Source organism: Streptomyces sp. AM8-1-1, assembly GCF_032229325.1.
Taxonomy (GTDB): Bacteria; Actinomycetota; Actinomycetes; order Streptomycetales; family Streptomycetaceae; genus Streptomyces; species Streptomyces achmelvichensis.
This window is the reverse complement of record NZ_CP135086.1, coordinates 1,398,896-1,411,962: the sequence shown is the minus strand read 5'-3', so window position 1 is coordinate 1,411,962 and position 13,067 is coordinate 1,398,896. Positions and strand designations below refer to the sequence as shown.

12 protein-coding genes and 1 pseudogene are annotated in these 13,067 nt (G+C 71.1%); 7 read left to right on the top strand and 6 right to left on the bottom strand.

Annotated elements, in window-relative coordinates:
• Positions 1-252 precede the first annotated feature (252 nt).
• Complete coding sequence (locus tag RPQ07_RS06370) at positions 253-762, top strand: GtrA family protein (protein ID WP_313943049.1); 510 nt, start codon at positions 253-255, stop codon at positions 760-762.
• Positions 763-797: 35 nt separating this feature from the next.
• Here RPQ07_RS06370 and RPQ07_RS06365 read toward each other — a convergent pair whose 3' ends face one another.
• Complete coding sequence (locus RPQ07_RS06365) at positions 798-1,583, bottom strand: CDP-alcohol phosphatidyltransferase family protein (RefSeq protein WP_313943048.1); 786 nt, start codon at positions 1,581-1,583, stop codon at positions 798-800.
• Positions 1,584-1,692: 109 nt separating this feature from the next.
• Here RPQ07_RS06365 and RPQ07_RS06360 point away from each other — a divergent pair, with 109 nt between their 5' ends.
• From RPQ07_RS06360 to RPQ07_RS06340, 5 genes and pseudogenes are all read left to right on the top strand, one after another.
• A complete protein-coding gene (locus RPQ07_RS06360; protein ID WP_313943047.1) occupies positions 1,693-2,685 on the top strand; it encodes a zinc-binding alcohol dehydrogenase in 993 nt (330 codons plus the stop codon).
• A gap of 78 nt (positions 2,686-2,763) precedes the next feature.
• Entirely contained in the window at positions 2,764-3,162 is a 399-nt protein-coding gene (locus RPQ07_RS06355; protein WP_313943046.1) for a 6-carboxytetrahydropterin synthase, read from the top strand.
• Positions 3,163-3,218: 56 nt separating this feature from the next.
• On the top strand, positions 3,219-4,289 hold the full coding sequence (locus tag RPQ07_RS06350) for a glycosyltransferase family 4 protein (RefSeq protein WP_313948805.1): 1,071 nt from the start codon (positions 3,219-3,221) through the stop codon (positions 4,287-4,289).
• The gene (locus tag RPQ07_RS06345; RefSeq protein ID WP_413777825.1) at positions 4,217-5,131 is read left to right on the top strand and encodes an SAM-dependent methyltransferase; all 915 of its coding nucleotides are present in this window, start codon (positions 4,217-4,219) and stop codon (positions 5,129-5,131) included. Before RPQ07_RS06350 ends, RPQ07_RS06345 begins: the two co-directional genes overlap by 73 nt.
• A pseudogene (locus RPQ07_RS06340) lies at positions 5,128-5,958 on the top strand (lysylphosphatidylglycerol synthase transmembrane domain-containing protein); the annotation flags it as partial. The gene RPQ07_RS06345 and the pseudogene RPQ07_RS06340, both read left to right, overlap by 4 nt.
• Before the next feature lie 99 nt (positions 5,959-6,057).
• On the opposite strand, the gene RPQ07_RS06335 reads toward RPQ07_RS06340, so the two are convergent.
• Both RPQ07_RS06335 and RPQ07_RS06330 read right to left on the bottom strand, forming a co-directional pair.
• Positions 6,058-6,903 carry a RibD family protein gene (locus tag RPQ07_RS06335; protein ID WP_313943044.1) on the bottom strand — a complete coding sequence of 282 codons (846 nt, stop codon included), beginning with the start codon at positions 6,901-6,903 and terminating at the stop codon, positions 6,058-6,060.
• Complete coding sequence (locus RPQ07_RS06330; RefSeq protein ID WP_313943043.1) at positions 6,900-7,652, bottom strand: creatininase family protein; 753 nt, start codon at positions 7,650-7,652, stop codon at positions 6,900-6,902. Before RPQ07_RS06330 ends, RPQ07_RS06335 begins: the two co-directional genes overlap by 4 nt.
• 138 nt (positions 7,653-7,790) lie before the next feature.
• On the opposite strand from RPQ07_RS06330, the gene ribA reads away from it, so the two are divergent.
• On the top strand, positions 7,791-8,444 hold the full coding sequence (gene ribA, locus RPQ07_RS06325; protein ID WP_313943042.1) for a GTP cyclohydrolase II: 654 nt from the start codon (positions 7,791-7,793) through the stop codon (positions 8,442-8,444).
• Positions 8,445-8,581: 137 nt separating this feature from the next.
• On the opposite strand, the gene kstD is transcribed toward ribA, so the two are convergent.
• The 3 genes from kstD to RPQ07_RS06310 all read right to left on the bottom strand — a co-directional run bounded on the left by kstD (position 8,582) and on the right by RPQ07_RS06310 (position 13,034).
• Positions 8,582-10,360, bottom strand: coding sequence for a 3-oxosteroid 1-dehydrogenase (gene kstD, locus RPQ07_RS06320; protein WP_313943041.1), 1,779 nt, complete (start codon positions 10,358-10,360; stop codon positions 8,582-8,584).
• A gap of 118 nt (positions 10,361-10,478) precedes the next feature.
• A complete protein-coding gene (locus tag RPQ07_RS06315) occupies positions 10,479-11,030 on the bottom strand; it encodes a hypothetical protein (protein ID WP_313943040.1) in 552 nt (183 codons plus the stop codon).
• 36 nt (positions 11,031-11,066) lie between these two features.
• Entirely contained in the window at positions 11,067-13,034 is a 1,968-nt protein-coding gene (locus RPQ07_RS06310; protein WP_313943039.1) for an amino acid transporter, read from the bottom strand.
• Positions 13,035-13,067: the final 33 nt, after the last annotated feature.

Sequence of the window (13,067 nt, the reverse complement as noted above, 5' to 3'; positions counted from 1 at the left end):
TGACCTGCCCGCCGCCCCCGTTCCTGTCCGCGGATCCGGTGTCGCGGCGCAGCTCGTACGCCCCGTGCTGTGGAGCGACCGGGTGAACTGCCTCCGCCACGCACCACGCACACGAGGTCCCCGGGCATAGGTGGTGTGTCTGCCGCCCGGGCGGACCCCTTCGTCCAGGGGAGACCCGTCGCGCGGGAGCGGTGGCGTCGAGCGCATCACCCGACGAGGGCCCAGTCGCACGTGACCGGTCACGACCGGCGCGTGTCTCGTCCCGTCCCGGAGCTGCCCATGCACGAGGCGAAGCCGAGGCACAACGCGACGCCGCCCCCGCTGATGCGCGAGATGCTGCGGTTCGGCACGGTCGGCGGCCTCGGTGTGGCGGTGAACTTCGCCGTGTTCAATCTGTGCCGCGCGGCCACGTCCGAGTCGGTCGTGCGATGCAGTATCGCCGGCACCGCCGCGGCGATCGTCTTCAACTACCTGGGCTATCGCTACTTCACCTACCGCGAGAGGGACAAGCGCAGCCCCGCCCGGCAGTTCTCCCTGTTCGTCGCCTTCAGCCTCGTCGGTCTGCTGATCGAGAACGGAACGCTCTACGCGGCGACCTACTGGCTCGGCTGGAACGGCGTCCTGCAGAACAACCTGGTGAAGGCACTCGGCCTCGCGGCCGCGACGGCCTTCCGGTTCTGGGCGTACCGCACCTGGGTCTTTCTGCTGCCGTCCGGCGCACACAGGCGGGACTCCCCGGCGCCTCAGGGCCGTGGGTCCTGAGAGCTGTGCCGCAATGCGCGTACGGGCCGGGCCCGTTACGCAGCCGAGCTGTGCCGCACCGCGTCCGCCGCCGTACGACGCGGCGATGCGAAGACCTCCGACTCCGGAACGTTCCGCACCCGCCACAGGTACCTGATGTCCCGGCCGAACGACCACAGCAGGAGGCCGAGCGCCATGCCCACGGCCGTCAGCGCCGGCCACTGCGGCAGGATTTCCGCGCCCACCACCAGGAGCACGATCCCCTGGAGCGCCGCCACCGTCTTGCGGGCCGTGCTCGGGGGGAGGGCGCCGTTCAGCCAGGGGAGGACGCGGGCCGCGGCGACGAACGCGTAGCGCATCGTGCCGATCAGCAGCACCCAGGGACCCAGCGACATGGCGACATAGATGCTGAGCACCAGGATGAGGAAGGCGTCGACCTCCATGTCGAAGCGCGCCCCGAGTGCGGACGACGTTCCCGTGCGCCGGGCCACCTTGCCGTCGACCGCGTCGAGTATCAGCGCCACCGCTGTCAGGGCGACCAGCACGGTGACCGGGCGGGGGCTCTCGAAGGAGTCCGCGACAAGCGCGGTCACTCCGCCGACGAGCGTGGCCCGGGCGAGCGTGACGCGGTTGGCCGCGCCGAAGGAGCGGAGCCAGGAGCGGGACAGGGCGCGGGTGAGCACGGCCCAGGTGACGAGCGCGAACGCCAGGCCCGTCAGCCACCCCGCGAGCCCCAGACCCATCGCCGATCCGAGGAGGGCGAGCAGCAGCAGTTGAGCACCCGCACCCACGGCCGTCTCCTGGTGCAGGAGCCTCCTGTCGAGCGTGTCGTTCAAGGTCACCGTGTGTCCTCCGGCTGTGTGACAGAGTCCGTGAGTGCCGCGTACCGTGTCCGCGGCTTCGTAAAGATCAGTACGTGGACCGCTGCCCGAATGTTCAGGAGGACGCCTCATGGAGCTCACCGCCCGCGCCTTCTGGCTCCGCTCACCCGGCCACGGAGAGATCCGGGACGTGTCCCTGCCGGCCCCCACGGACGACGACGTCGTGGTGCGCACCCTCTACTCGGGGGTGAGCCGAGGGACGGAGACTCTCGTCTTCCGGGGCGGAGTTCCGGAGAACCAGCACACGACGATGCGGGCGCCGTTCCAGGAGGGCGACTTCCCGGGCCCGGTGAAGTACGGGTACCTCAATGTCGGCCTGGTGGAAGCGGGGCCGCGGGAGCTGGTCGGCCGTACCGTCTTCTGTCTCTACCCGCACCAGACCCGCTATGTCGTCCCCGCGAGCGCCGTGACACCGGTGCCGGACGGGGTGCCCGCCGCGCGGGCCGTGCTGGCCGGAACCGTGGAGACCGCGGTGAACGCCCTGTGGGACGCCGCGCCGCTGGTCGGCGACCGGATCGCCGTCGTCGGAGCGGGCATGATCGGCGCGTCGGTGGCCGCCGTCCTCGCCCGGTTCCCCGCCGTACGCGTCCAGTTGGTCGACGCCGACCCCGGCCGTGCCACCGTCGCCAAGGCCCTCGGGGTCGACTTCGCGCTCCCCGAGGAAGCCAAGGGCGACTGCGATCTCGTCGTCCACGCCAGCGCCACCGAGGCCGGGCTCACCCGCTCGCTGGAGTTGCTCGCCCCGGAGGGGACGGTTCTCGAACTGAGCTGGTACGGCGACCGCCGCGTCAGCCTGCCGCTCGGGGAGGCCTTCCACTCCCGCCGGCTGGTCGTCCGCAGCAGCCAGGTGGGGACCGTGTCCCCGGCCCGGGGCTCCCGCCGGACGTTCGCCGACCGGCTCGCCATCGCGCTCGATCTTCTCGCGGACCCCGTCTTCGACACGTTCGTCACCGGCGAGTGCGCGTTCGACGAGCTTCCGGAGGTACTGCCGCGGCTCGCCTCGGGCGACCTGCCTGCGATGTGTCTCCGGGTTCTGTACGAATCTGCTGCTGATCCGGCCTGAACAAGGAGAACAGGCCGGCCGTACTACACGACAGACCCCGGCAGGGGGTCAGAGGCGCCGTACCTGGAGGATCGTCCGTTGTTCAGCATCACCGTCCGCGATCACCTCATGATCGCTCACAGCTTCCGTGGAGAGGTCTTCGGACCCGCGCAGCGCCTGCACGGAGCGACCTTCCTCGTGGACGCCACGTTCCGGCGTGCCGAACTCGACGCCGACAACATCGTCGTCGACATCGGCCTCGCCACCACCGAGCTGGGCACCGTCGTGGCCGCGCTGAACTACCGCAACCTCGACGACGAGCCCGACTTCGCGGGCATCAACACCTCCACGGAGGCGCTGGCCAAGGTCATCGCCGACCGTCTCGCCGACCGGGTGCACGCCGGTGCACTGGGCGAAGGCGCCCGGGAGATCGCCGGCATCACGGTCACGCTGCACGAGTCCCACATCGCGTGGGCGAGTTACGAGCGAACGCTGTGACGTCCGTGGACCGTGCCGACGCCGCCACCCCGCCCTCGCGCGCGGTGCACTTCGTCATGCCCGGTGGTGTCGACGACCCCGCCGCACCCAGCGGCGGCAACGTGTACGACCGCCGGGTCTGCCGGGACCTGTCCCGTATCGGCTGGCAGGTCCACGAGCACACCGTCGCGGGCGGCTGGCCGCAGCCCGACGCCGCGGCGCGCAACGAACTGCGCCGCATCCTGGCCGAGCAGGCCGACGGTTCCCTCGTCCTCGTCGACGGAATCGTCGCCTGCGGGGTGCCCGACATCGTCGTCCCCGAGGCGGAGCGGCTGCGCCTGGTGGTCCTGGTGCATCTGCCGCTCGGCGACGAGACGGGACTGGTCGCCGCCAAGGCGGCGGAGCTGGACGCCCTGGAGCGCGACACCCTGCGCGCCGTCAGGGCGGTCGTGGTGACGAGCCATTGGGCGGCACGCCGCCTCGCGGCCCACCACCGGCTCGCACCCGACCGGCTCCATGTCGCCGCCCCCGGCGTCGACACCGAGCCCGCGGCACCCGGCACCGACGGTGTCTCGCGGCTGCTGTGCGTGGCGGCCGTGACTCCGCGCAAGGGCCAGTACCGGCTGGTGAAGGCGCTTGCGGGCGTCGCGGACCTGCCCTGGTCCTGTCTGTGTGTCGGCGGCCTCGACCACGACCCCGGCTACGTCTCCGGGCTGCGTGAGCTCATCGGCAACTCCGGTCTCTCCGACCGTGTCCGGCTCGCGGGTCCGCTCCCGCGGGAAGAACTCGCCGCCCACTACGCCGCCGCCGATCTGCTCGTCCTCACCTCGTACGCCGAGACGTACGGCATGGCCGTCACCGAGGCACTCGCCCACGGCGTGCCCGTCCTCGCGACGGCCGTGGGCGGACTCCCCGAGGCGGTCGGCCGGGCACCCGACGGCAGTGTGCCGGGCATCCTCGTCCGGTCCGAGGACCCGTCGGCCCTCCCGGCGGCGCTCCGCCGCTGGTTCGACGAGCCCGAACTGCGCCGGCAACTGAAGGCGGCGGCACTCGGCCGCCGCGCCGTGCTCGACGGCTGGGAGACGACAGCGCGTCATCTCGCCGGAGCACTCGAACACCTCCTGCACGAACCCCGGAGGGTCGCATGACCGCCACCGAAGTGCCTCGTTACGCCCCCGAGTGGCTGGAGCTGCGCGAGCCCGCCGACGCGGCCGCACGCGCGCGTGAACTCCTCGCCCCCCTGATCAGCGCTCTGACGAGTGGTCAGGACGACGGCACGGGTCTCGTGATCCACGACCTCGGCTGCGGCAGCGGGTCCATGGGCCGCTGGCTCGCCCCCCGGCTGACCGGCGCGCAGCACTGGGTCCTGCACGACCGCGATCCCGAACTGCTCGTACTGGCCGCCGACCGAACCCCCCGGACCGCCGACGACGGCAGCCCCGTCACGGTCGCGACCGTACGCGGTGATCTCGCCGGTCTCACCGCCGCGACCCTCGCGGGCGCCTCACTCGTGACGGCGTCGGCCCTGCTGGACGTCCTGACCCGCGAGGAGATCGACTCTCTCGCCGCGGCCTGTGCCGAGGCCGGCTGCCCGGCGCTGCTGGCCCTGTCCGTCATGGGCCGGGTCGAACTGACCCCCGCCGACCCGCTCGACGCCGAGATCCAAGAGGCCTTCAACGCCCACCAGCGGCGCGGCGGACTGCTGGGCCCCGACGCCGTGACGCAGGCTTCGGAGGCCTTCGCACGGCACGGCATGACCGTGCGGGTGCACGCCAGCCCGTGGCGGCTCGGCGCCGAGGAGTCGGAGCTGACGGGGGAGTGGCTGCAGGGCTGGGTCGGCGCCGCGTGCGAGGAACGCCCGGACCTCGGGCCGCGTGCCGTCGAGTATCTGCGGCGCCGCCTGGCGGCCTGCGCCGCGCGCGAGTTGGAGGTGGTCGTGCACCACAGCGATCTGCTGGCACTGCCCCGGCCGACGGGCGGGACGTCATGAGCGCACAGAACCTCAAGGGCCGGATCGGCACGGTCGCCGGTGCGGCGATCCTCGCGGTGCTGCTGTGGCGCCTGGGCACCGGCGCCTTCCTGGACGGACTGCGCAGGATCGACGGTCCCACCCTCCTCGCCGCGCTCGGCATCGGTCTGTTCACCACCGTCCTCAGCGCCTGGCGGTGGTGCGTGGTCGCCCGCGGACTGAACATCAAACTGCCGCTCGGCGGCGCCGTCGCCGACTACTACCGGGCCTTGTTCCTCAACGCGGCACTGCCCGGCGGCGTACTCGGCGATGTGCACCGAGCCGTACGGCACGGGCAGAACACGGGCGACATCGGCCGGGGGGTCCGCGCCGTCGTCCTGGAGCGGACGGCGGGCCAGATCGTGCTGCTCGTCGCAGGCGTAACGATCCTGCTCACGCTGCCCTCGCCGGTCCTGGCCGTGACCCGCGACGCGGTCGCGTCCCCCCTGGCCGCCGTCGTACTCGCGGCGCTGTGCGCCCTCGGTGTCGCGGCCGCCGTCCGCCGGCGCCGCAAGCCCGCAACCTCCCGCTGGCGCAGGGCGGTCCGCGCCACGCTCACCGAGGCGCGGACCGCGCTGCTGGCCCGCGGGAGCTGGCCCGCCGTGGTGGTCTCGTCCGTCGCCGTACTGGCGGGCCACCTCGCGATGTTCCTCGTGGCGGCCCGCGCCGCCGGCTCCACCGCGCCCTTCGCCGAACTGGCCCCGCTGATGGTGCTGGCGCTGCTCGCCATGGCGTTGCCGCTCAACGTCGGCGGCTGGGGCCCAAGAGAAGGCGCCACCGCCTGGGCCTTCGGCGCCGCCGGCCTCGGCGCGGCCCAGGGCCTGACCGTCGCCGTGGTGTACGGAGTTCTCGCGTTCGCCGCGAGTCTGCCCGGCATGCTCGTGCTTGCCGGGCAGTGGCTCGTGCGGCTACGGCGTTCCGAGTCCGAACTCGAAAAGGGTGTCCTCGCCGAGCATGGCGCGCCGCGTCGGCGGACGCAGCGCCTCACGCATCACGGACGTGCCCGCGAAGCGCAGACCGGGAACGCCGTCGCCCAGCAGGACCGGTGCGACGGTGACGTACAGCCGGTCGAGTGCCTGCTCGTGCAGGAAGCGCGACACGGTGACACCGCCGCCCTCGATCAGCATCCGGCCGAGACCGCGGCTCGCCAGGGTCTCGACCAGCCGACGGGGGGCGAACGCGTCGTCGTCCGGCAGCGTCAGCACGTCAACACCGCCACTGCCGCCACCGACACTGTCGCGCACCCGCTTCTCGTGGCCGCCGCCGGCGCCGACCACCCACAGAGTGGGAGCTGACCCATCGGTGAAGACCTTGCGCTCCAGAGGGACCCGGCCGCGCGGATCGAGCACGACACGCACCGGGTTGGTACCGGCGCAGGCGCGCACCGTCAGCTGGGGATCGTCCGAGACGGCGGTGCCCGCCCCGACCACGACAGCGTCGGCGAGCGCCCGGAGCCGGTGCAGATGACGACGGTCCTCCTCGCCGGTGACGAAGTCGGCGTCGCCGGTACGCGTGGCGATGAAGCCGTCGACGCTCTGACCGAGCTGAGCGACGGTCAGACGCGGACCGGCCAGGCACAGCGGCAGATACAGATCGGCGAGCGCCTCCGCTTCGGGCGAAGCGTCCTGGCTCCACCGCCGGACCCCGTCCCGGCCGAGCACCAGCCCGGCGGCCTCGGCATCCGCCTCGGAGCGCACACCGAGCAGCAGTTCCCACGCCTGTTCCTCCGTCAGGGAGGTGCCGTGAACACTCATCGCGCCTCCTCCCCGGAGAGAAGTGACAGGTATTCACCGAAGGAATCGACGAGTGAGGCCAGCAGCTCCTTCCCCTTATCCGCGGACGCCAGCGACGGGCGGCCGATGACACCGGACTCCGTATAGCCCGGCATACCGAGAGTGAGCAGATGCCTGCGGTCGTCGGCGACGTGATCCGCCGTCTCATAACCGGGACGGACCACGTCCGGATGGGCGTGCAACAGGATGGATGTCTCCACTTCTCCGGCATGCATATCGCTGTGCGACGAGGTCTCCAGACCGGCTCTCGTCCGGGCCGCAGCCCAGTCGCCCGAGCCCGGGAAAAGAGCCATCCGCATACCGCTGAAGGAGGCGGATTCCTGAACAACATTACGCAGCACGTAATTTCCGCCGTGCCCGTTCACCAGAATCAGCGAGGTGATACCGGAGCGGCGGAGGGAGTCGGCGATATCACGGACCACGGCATAAAGCGTCGTGGCGGAAATACTGACAGTACCCGGCCAGGCGGCATGCTCGTGGGAGCAGGACACCGTCACGGGAGGAAGGTGGAGAACCGGATGCGCGGCGGCGATCTCGGCGGCGATCGTGCCGGCGATGACCGTGTCGGTCACCAGGGGGAGAAATGCTCCGTGTTGCTCGAAGCTGCCGATGGGAAGCACGGCAACGTCGGCCCGGCGGGCCCGTACGTCCTCCGTGGTGTCCGTCGGGAGCAGGCCCGAAGCCCACTGTGGTGTTCCCGAACCGCTCATGTCGTTCCGGCCTTTCGTACGTCACTGCAAGGGATATGGCCGGTCGAACGTGATGAACCGGGCACTCGGTTGATGCGTCGTCTCTCATTTTCCCCCACGCCGCCTTGGAATTACCACCTGCCCGGTTAGGATCGAGCCATGATAGAAAGTGATGACGTGTTCGACGACGACGGTACTCGTCCGTCCGGAGTCGAGCGCGCGGTGAGTGTCCGGCTTGCCACCGTGCACGGCGATTTCCTTGCCATCGGCTACCTCGACCGCAATCGCGGTGAGGAGCAAATGGTGCTCGTTTACGGAGACGTCGAGACCGAAGGTGCGCTCACCCGACTGCACTCGGAGTGTCTCACCGGAGATGTCTTCGGCTCCAAGCACTGCGATTGCGGCGAGCAACTGTCCGCGGCGCTGGGTGCGATAGTCAAGGAGGGCCGCGGCATTCTTGTCTACCTCCAGGGACATGAGGGCCGGGGGATCGGGCTGCTCGCCAAACTCCGTGCGATGAAACTCCAGGCGGAGGGCATGGACACGGTCGAGGCCAATATCGCCCAGGGGCTGCCGGTCGACGCGCGTGACTACCAGGTCGCGGCCGACATCCTGCACGACCTCGGCGTGCGGTCCGTGCGGCTGCTGTCCAACAACCCGCGGAAGCGGGAGTCGCTGCAACGGCACGGGATCAAGATCGACTCCCAGGTGCCGCTGCTGATTCCGCCGAGCGAGGAGAACAAGTCCTACCAGTGGACGAAGCGCGACCGTCTCGACCACTACCTGCCGCACCTGGACATCGCGGCGGACTAGCGGACGCGCCCCGGTCGTTGGGGCGGGCCGACGACGCGGTGGGCGGCCGGCCCGGGAGTCGAAACACGGGCCGGCCGGTGCTCATGGCATGGGCCGGCGCGGGGCTCAGTTCCCGTCGCGCTCGGACCCGGGCGGGCTCAGGGACTGTCCGCGATGTCGTTCGCCGCTATGTAGCCGAACGTCATCGCCGGACCGATCGTCGAGCCCGCCCCGGCGTAACTGCGCCCCATGACAGCCGCGCTGGCATTCCCCGCCGCGTACAGGCCCGGGATCACGGAGCCGTCGGGGCGGAGAACCCGGGCGCGGGCGTCGGTCGTCAGGCCGCCCTTGGTGCCGAGGTCACCGGGCACGATCCGGAACGCGTGGAACGGCGGCAGCCACAGCGGTGCCAGGCAGGAGTTGGGCGCGATCCCGGGGTCGGTGTAGTAGTGGTCGTACGCGCTGTCGCCTCTGTGGAAGTCGGCGTCCGAGCCCGCGCGGGCCTGGCTGTTGAAGCGGTTGACGGTCGCCCGGAGCGCCGCCGCCGGTACGCCGATCCGCCCCGCCAGCTGGTCCAGGCTCCACGCCGTGTGCACGGCACCGGACGCGTACCAGGAGTCCGGGAGGACGAAGGTGGGCGCGATGTCCTTGAACAGATACCGGTTGCGGTAGTTCTGGTCGACCACCAGCCACGCCGGGATGTCCGGTGAGCTCGCGTTGCGCTCGTACATGACGTGGACGACATCGCTGTACGGCGCCGCCTCGTTGACGAACCGCGCCCCGGCCTGGTTGACCAGGAGACTGCCCGGCAGGGTGCGTTCGGCCAGGCAGAAGTACGGTTCGCCCGGCAGCGGGATCGCCGGCCCCCACCAGGCGTCGTCCATCAGGGCGAGCGCCCCTCCTGCCCGTTTACCCGCCCGGATCCCGTCACCCGTGTTCTCCTTGGCGCCCACCGTCCAGTCGGTGCCGATCGGCTGCTGCTGATAGCGGTCGCGCATCGCCGCGTTGTGCTCGAAGCCGCCCGACCCGACGACGACCGCGCGCCGGGCCCGGACGAGCCCGGGTGCGCCGCCGCGTGTCACGACCGCGCCGGTGACCCGGCCGTTCTCCATGTGCAGATCGGAGAGCGGGGTGCTCAGCCACACCGGTACCCCCGCGCTCATCAACCCGGCCCGCAGTCCGCCCGCCAGTGCCTGGCCCATGGTGAGCGGCCGCTGTCCGAGCAGGGCGGCCCGGGTCCCGCGGGCCAGGCACTCGGCCGCGACGGCGGCACCCTTGATGCTGACGGCGGCGAGGGCGATCCACTTGTAGTCGGCGCTGAAGACGACCATCCCGGCGGGGACGGGGAGGTAGGGAGCGTTCAGCCGGCTCAGCTCCGCGCCGAGGATGTTGCCGTCCAACTGGGCGGGCTCGATGGACCGTCCCACCGACAGTCCGCCGGGCAGCTCGGGGTAGTAGTCGCTGTAGCCCTCCATCCAGCGGAATCGCAACGGGCTGTTGGCCATCACGAACGAGATCATGGACGGTCCGTGCGCGAGGAACGCCCGTTGCCGGTCGGCGCCGACCTCGTCCCCGACGACGGCGGCCAGATAGGCCGCGGCCTTCTGCGGGGTGTCGGGCACACCCGCGGCGAGGGTCACCGGATTGTTCGGAATCCAGATCCCCGCGCCGGACCGGGCCGCCGAACCTCCGTACGTGGGCGCCTTCTCCACGACCCCGCAGCTCAGCCCGCGACGCGCGGCGGTGAGCGCGGCGGTCATCCCGGCCGCACCGGAGCCGACCACGACGACGTCGTACGTCCCGAGGAGAGGCGGCTCCGCCGCGTGGGCGGAGGCCGCCGGCAGACCGGCGGCGACGGCGAGCCCCGCGCCGGCGGCCCCGAGGACATGGCGGCGCGAGGGTCCGATGGTGTCCGGTACCGGCGTGATCTCGGGCATGGTGAGTCGCTCCAGTGGGGTGACGGGGGCGGTGCGGCGCCATGCTGATGGGTCGTCAGAGAAGGTCGCGCGGGGGTCTTGTGAAGTCAAGAGGCCCGCGGCCGGTGCCCTGCTTCGGTCACACGACCGGTTCGGCGGCCTCCGTCGGATCCACCACCCCGGGCACGAACTCGGGATTGACCGTGTCGAAGTACACGCTGTTCGTGCCGAGATCGAAGTGGAACCGGCCCCGGTAGACCGCCTGCGTGATGTGCCGGTCGTAGCGCGGGCTGGTCAGCCACCGGGCATGCTCGGGCAGAAACCTCTCCAGTGCCGTGGGCGCGGGCTCCGGGACCCCGGGGGAGAAGCCGTACGCGGTCAGGCCGACGACGGCCGCGGCTCTGCCCGCCGGCAGCCGGGCGATGCCGACCACCCGGATCTGCGGATCGGGTTCGGGGACGGACGCACGTCCGTGGCGGTTCGGGTTGAAGCCGAGCCAGTGAGGATCGGACAGCTGCCCGATGGAGGTGAACCGCCGTCGGAGCGGGGCCGTGTCCGTGCGCACTCTCTCCCGGTCCGCCCGGGAGGGGTCGTCATCGGTGGCCGCGTAGATGCCGGTACCGCCGCCGACGACGGTGAGGCCGCCCAGAAGGAGCCAGCCGCGGCGGCTCAGCGAGATCGACACCGTCATGGCCCCCGTTCGTTCGAGGGCAGATCCTAGCCCTCGTCAGCCCACGTGCACCCGGGGTCTGCGGGCCGGGTCCGGTTCCGCACGGCGCAGGATCTCGCGTGTCACCGGTGCCACCTCGCCGCTGCCGAAGACGAGGAAGCGGAACAGCTGACCGATCGGGCCGCCTTCCGTCCAGGTGAAGTACGCGTGGGGGACCCGGCCCGTTCTGTCGCGCAGCGACATCAGCACCGCGGCGACCGTGTTGGGCACGGTCGTGCCCTCCACCCGCAGCCGGCGCACGCCGTGCTTCTCGTCGCCATGGACGATCAGGTCGGCGCTGAAATCGGAGGAGTCCTTCACGAACGCCTCCAGGAAGAGGACCTGCCGTCCGAGCGGGATGGGGGTCTCCTCGCGCTGGCTCCGTTCCTTCTCGCGGTAGGCGGCCGTGCTGTGTTCCTGCGGCTCGTTGGCGATGAGCTGGAGCGGCCCCTCGGCGGCCGCCTCGTCGATGAACTGCGCCGCCCTGCCGTCGAGGACGACCTCGACCGCACGCAGCTCGAAGGCGCGGCGGACGCGGGAGACGAAGGACGTCACCATGATCGCGAAGATGAACAGCAGCGCGATCTTGATGCCGTCGGGCCGTTCGATGATGTTGGCGACCAGCGTGTACGCGAAGACGGCGGTGATCGTCCCGAATCCGATCGCGGCCCGCCGGCGGCCGCTGCGGTGCACCGCGACCGTCGAGGCGAAGGCCGCCGACAGCATGAGGACCAGCACGCCGGTGGCGTACGCGCCGCTCTGCTTGTCGACGTTCGCGTCGAAGTACACCGTGATCATCACGGCGATCGCCATGAAGACCAGGACGAGGGGCCGCACCGCCCGTGCCCATTCGGGCGCCATGCCGTAGCGGGGCAGGAACCGCGGTACGAGGTTCAGCAGCCCGGCCAGCGCGGACGCTCCGGCGAACCACAGGATGCAGATGGTGGAGAGGTCGTAGACCGTGCCGAAGACCTCGCCCAGATTCTCGTGCGCCAGATAGGCGAGCGCCCGCCCGTTCGCCGGGCCGCCGGCCTGGAATGCCTCCTGCGGGATCAGCAGGGTGGTGGCCAGGCTGGACAGCAGAAGGAAGCAGCACATCGTCAGCGCGGCGGTGGTCAGCAGCTTGCGGGTGTCGCGGATCCGGCCGGCCGGATTCCGGTACGTGTCGCCGGGACCGCCCTTGATCTGCGGCATCACCGCCACGCCGGTCTCGAAGCCGGACATGCCGAGCGCCAGCTTCGGGAACACCAGCAGTGCCACACCGATCATGGCCAGGGGAGAGGAGTGCTCGGCGGTCATGGCGCTCCACCAGTCGCCGATCACCACGGGCTTCCCGGTCACCTGCCAGGCGGCGGAGACCAGCACCACCAGATTGAGCCCGAGATACGCGGCCACGAGGGGGACCGCGATGCCGATCGCCTCGTGAAAACCACGGAGGAAGACGGCACCCAGCAGTCCGATGAGGATCAGGGTGATCCAGATGCCCGAGTTGTGCATCCAGTGCGGCGCGAACGGGTTCTCCACCACGTGCGCCGCGGCGTCGGCGGCCGAAAGAGTGATGGTGATGACGAAGTCGGTGGCCGCGAAACCCAGCAGCACCAGGACCAACAGCTTCCCCGACCACCATGTCAGGAGCCGCTCCAGCATCGCGATCGAGCCCTCGCCGTGCGGTGACTCCTTGGCCACCCGCCGGTAGACGGGCAGGGCGCCGAACAGGGTCAGCGCCAGCAGGACGAGGGTCGCGATCGGGGACAGCAGCCCCGCGGCGAGCGCCGCGATACCGGGCTGGTAGCCCAGGGTCGAGAAGTAGTCCACGCCGCTGAGGCACATGACGCGCCACCAGGGATTGCCCGGGTGGTCGGGCGGCGGTTCGCCGTGCGGCGCGGGGTACCGGGCCGCCTGTTCACTGCCCTGGAGCAGCCACGTACGCCAGCGTCGCTTCCCCACCCGCCGTCGGGGCCCGGTCTCGGTCTGCGCGCCGGTCATGGGCCTCCTCACCTTCGTCGCGTGCGCGGACAG

What these genes read in the sequence shown, in the direction of transcription:
- RPQ07_RS06310 (WP_313943039.1), bottom strand. Translation starts at nt 13,034, where the DNA reads ATGACCGGCGCGCAGACCGAGACCGGGCCCCGACGGCGGGTGGGGAAG.
- ribA (WP_313943042.1), top strand. Translation starts at nt 7,791, where the DNA reads ATGATAGAAAGTGATGACGTGTTCGACGACGACGGTACTCGTCCGTCC.
- RPQ07_RS06315 (WP_313943040.1), bottom strand. Translation starts at nt 11,030, where the DNA reads ATGACGGTGTCGATCTCGCTGAGCCGCCGCGGCTGGCTCCTTCTGGGC.
- RPQ07_RS06350 (WP_313948805.1), top strand. Translation starts at nt 3,219, where the DNA reads ATGCCCGGTGGTGTCGACGACCCCGCCGCACCCAGCGGCGGCAACGTG.
- RPQ07_RS06360 (WP_313943047.1), top strand. Translation starts at nt 1,693, where the DNA reads ATGGAGCTCACCGCCCGCGCCTTCTGGCTCCGCTCACCCGGCCACGGA.
- RPQ07_RS06335 (WP_313943044.1), bottom strand. Translation starts at nt 6,903, where the DNA reads ATGAGTGTTCACGGCACCTCCCTGACGGAGGAACAGGCGTGGGAACTG.
- RPQ07_RS06330 (WP_313943043.1), bottom strand. Translation starts at nt 7,652, where the DNA reads ATGAGCGGTTCGGGAACACCACAGTGGGCTTCGGGCCTGCTCCCGACG.
- kstD (WP_313943041.1), bottom strand. Translation starts at nt 10,360, where the DNA reads ATGCCCGAGATCACGCCGGTACCGGACACCATCGGACCCTCGCGCCGC.